This is a genomic window from Leptolyngbya cf. ectocarpi LEGE 11479 (assembly GCF_015207065.1).
Lineage (GTDB): Bacteria > Cyanobacteriota > Cyanobacteriia > Phormidesmidales > Phormidesmidaceae > Leptothoe > Leptothoe ectocarpi.
On the sequence record NZ_JADEXP010000501.1, the window covers coordinates 1 to 3,320 of the forward strand.

4 protein-coding genes are annotated in these 3,320 nt (G+C 44.4%); 2 read left to right on the forward strand and 2 right to left on the reverse strand.

Features of this window, described 5'->3' with window-relative positions:
* Positions 1 to 412 precede the first annotated feature (412 nt).
* Positions 413 to 604: a DUF4278 domain-containing protein gene (locus IQ260_RS29015; protein WP_193996541.1), complete on the reverse strand. Its 192-nt coding sequence runs from the start codon at positions 602 to 604 to the stop codon at positions 413 to 415.
* A 330-nt stretch (positions 605 to 934) separates the two neighbouring features.
* Here IQ260_RS29015 and IQ260_RS29020 point away from each other — a divergent pair, with 330 nt between their 5' ends.
* Positions 935 to 1,651, forward strand: coding sequence for a YwaF family protein (locus IQ260_RS29020; RefSeq protein WP_193996542.1), 717 nt, complete (start codon positions 935 to 937; stop codon positions 1,649 to 1,651).
* Positions 1,652 to 1,734: 83 nt separating this feature from the next.
* Here the strand turns inward: IQ260_RS29020 and IQ260_RS29025 are convergent, their stop codons facing one another.
* Positions 1,735 to 2,226, reverse strand: coding sequence for a host attachment protein (locus IQ260_RS29025; protein ID WP_193996543.1), 492 nt, complete (start codon positions 2,224 to 2,226; stop codon positions 1,735 to 1,737).
* Between the two features lie 233 nt (positions 2,227 to 2,459).
* Between IQ260_RS29025 and IQ260_RS29030 the strand changes: the two genes are divergently transcribed.
* Positions 2,460 to 3,320: glutaredoxin family protein (locus IQ260_RS29030; RefSeq protein ID WP_407657767.1), on the forward strand; the 861-nt coding region annotated here is incomplete at its 3' end.

Sequence of the window (3,320 nt, forward strand, 5' to 3'; positions counted from 1 at the left end):
TTGGGCACGACTGAGACTGCTAGTGTAGGCTTTAGGCATGGCTCACGCAGGGCTAGAGATTTATGTAAACTTCAGCCTACACTGTGTGAGCTTTTTTACCCCTTGGAACCCTTTTCATACATCCTCTAAGAGTTTGGATCTGTAGGAGACAGTAAATTTGAGAGGATTCCATTTAAATCTAACATTACTATCAAACAGGGGCTGATTGAGATAGTTCCAGAGTGCAAAGAAGAGAGAAAATTTGCGGGATGGTGCAGTCATAAGCCAAATACCCCCCAAGGAATCGACATTAAAATTCAATGCTGAAGTTTCTGAAAAAGACATCATCAGTCCCCCTATTTCTCCTAGCGTTAAGAAGCTGGGAGTACCTTTGATTAGTCAATGTTTCAAAATTAAAGCTCTAAAGCCCAAACTAGGCGGCTGAGCCACCAGTATGATATGGAACTCCACGATACTTCAGGTCAAAAATTGGCTGAGATATTGCTTTGACCAAGTTGTGGAAGTGGAATGTAGCACCTCGATACTTACCGACGTCTTCGCTTTCAGAAATTGCAACCTTGGGAACCTTGTATTCATAGCTAACGCCGCGATATTTGAGTTTCATAGTGTCCCCCTAATATTCTTTAAATTTGGAGATATTTCTATCCCACTTTGATGCTAAATAAAAAGTATGAGATTTTTGTGAAGCTTAGTCCTATAACTCATTGTATAAAGGCCAAGGTCTGCTATCTGGTGTCGTTGACCTACAATCCTTTGTTACCATAAGGTATTGGGCACAGGCAGACTGCGATGACGCAACCGCTGACTTGTCAGCTCGCATCGTCCTAAATGGTGCTTCGCCCCCCTAGCGGTAACAGAGAAACGCATCATATTTCTCAATCACGAGGCGACATATCAGGATAGTAGACGTTGAATAGAAGTGACGGCAAGTGGCATGTTCCAGGCACCTCTCGAGCAGTTTCAACCCTTTTCACTGACTCACCTCATCATTGTTGGCAACCTGACTGCAATTTGGGGACGCATTATCAACTGGAGTTTACATCACCATAGAACAAAGCAATTAACCAAACTGGAGAAGGGACTTGCCACCGTTTATATACTCCTGTGGAGTATGTTTCATGGTTGGTGGTTGCTACCTCCCAACTTTGAGCCAGCAAGTTCGTTACCCATTCATATCTGTGACATTGTGGGGTTGGTAATGCCGTTATCTCTGATTTGGCGAAAACGGTGTCTGATCGCATTACTCTACTTCTGGGGTCTTGGTTTTAGCCTACAAGGTCTGTTAACCCCCGATTTACAAATGGGGCTACTAAGTCCTCTGTTTTGGCTCTTCTGGTTCTATCACGCCACCATTGTGGGTACTGCAGTCTATATGATAATAGTCCACCGATTTCGACCAACACGACGAGACTATCGTTGGGCAGTGAAAGCAGGACTGATTTATTTCGCCTGTGTTTTTCCGATCAACGCTATCTTTGGCTTGAACTATGGCTATCTAGGCAATCAGCAACCAGGTCAACCTTCACTGATTGATTGGTTGGGACCATGGCCATGGCGAGTGGGAATTATGGTAGCCCTTGCCTGGGTAGGAATGACTCTTTTACTTGTGCCCTGGGAATGGAACCAAAAGACTAGCTCAACGAAACTGTGAGCTGGGGAATCAGATTTTTCATAGCTGTTTCCAGCGCCTGATAATCGCGCTCAAGCTGTTGACCTTTCCGTGCCAGCCATCTTTCACAATCTAATCCGGACTGGTAATTGTCTTATCTTTGCCAGATAATCATGTAGCTCATGGGGTTTAAGATGACACAGATCTCGAGCTAATTCATTCATTTTCAATGGCTTGGGTAGTAGAGGCATGCAAACTTCTCTCATCAGCCCTAGAATCTGGGGTGCTGCAATGATAATAAGCTGTTGAACGTGTTGAGCCTCAGCCAGATCTAATAAGGTTTTAGCAATAGATTTAGCAAATCGCCGTTCAAATTCAATTTTATGGCTCTGCCGATGGTCGTCATATCTGTGAGACTGACCGCTCGCGCCACGGTTGCGCCCTGATTGAATATTTGACCATAACGCCTTACCAGGCAGTTCTCCCTCGGAACTTGTTATACCTTTATGCTCAACTAACGTTAGATGCTCTGGATCCGGTACAGGCAAAGGTGCTGGTTCTAACGTGAAGAAACGAGCAACGGCTCCATTGATTGTAGCAACAAGAAATTTACTCATAGATTGTCTCCAGTAACTACGTGGAGTTTTATGTCACTAAACTAGAGAAACTCCTACTTAAATTATATTTCACGCTTTGCTGACATTCTACTCTTCATAAAGAATGTAACCAGCGTTCAATTTAGATGTGGTTTCATCTGAGAATACAGACGCTATCCTAGTTACTAGGATAATCCTATCGTTGACTAGTTGTGTAATTTGATTCTGAGATACATCTTGTAATCTCTTTGCTTATGACAAGCTTATTTCAGTCTGGGCATAAATGGCGGACCCAGATTCTAGTAATAATCTTGACTGTCTTTTTGCTCCTAGTAGTGCCGATTAAGGCAGCAGTCGCCGACAATGTCGATGTGTACTTTTTTCACAGCACAGCCTGTCCCCATTGCCTACGCCAGAAGCCTCTGATGGAGGACATTGACACCTATAATCCTAATGTAAAGGTGCATCTGATTGAAGTTAGTGAGGATCCTCAGACCTGGCAAGATTTTAGAGAACGATACAACATCAGGTCTGGGGCTGTGCCGCGTACCTTTGTCGGTGAAATGAGCTTTGTCGGCTATAGCGAGAGCGATGGTCCGTTGGAATATGTCCCGGCCTATGGAGGATATATCGGCTACCGAAATCAGATTTTGGCTGCGATCTCAACTGCCGTCGGCCACGAGTTGCAATTAGACACAGCAACAAAACCCTGGCAATTTCCCTGGTTAGTACTGGGGTTACCGAGCCTATATTTAACCAGTTTCCCATTATTAAGAAGTCGTCTGCAATCCGCTCAGGCTCGACGCTATTGGTGGGGTGGCTTAGGAGCCACCTGTCTGCTCAGTGTGTTTCTGCTAGTAAGCCTCACACCAGATACAATCATCAAGACCTTTGCTCAACAGTTACCTTTTCCACTATTTGTCTCAACCATTGCCCTGGCTGATGGATTTAACCCTTGCGCCTTTACTATCTTAATCATTTTGTTGTCGTTGCTCACTCACACCAAACGACGAAGAGATATGCTTCTGATTGGGGGAACGTTTATTACCACATCGGCTGTGATGTATTTCCTGTTTATCATGGTAATGATTGGCATGGGGGCGTTGCTATTAGAG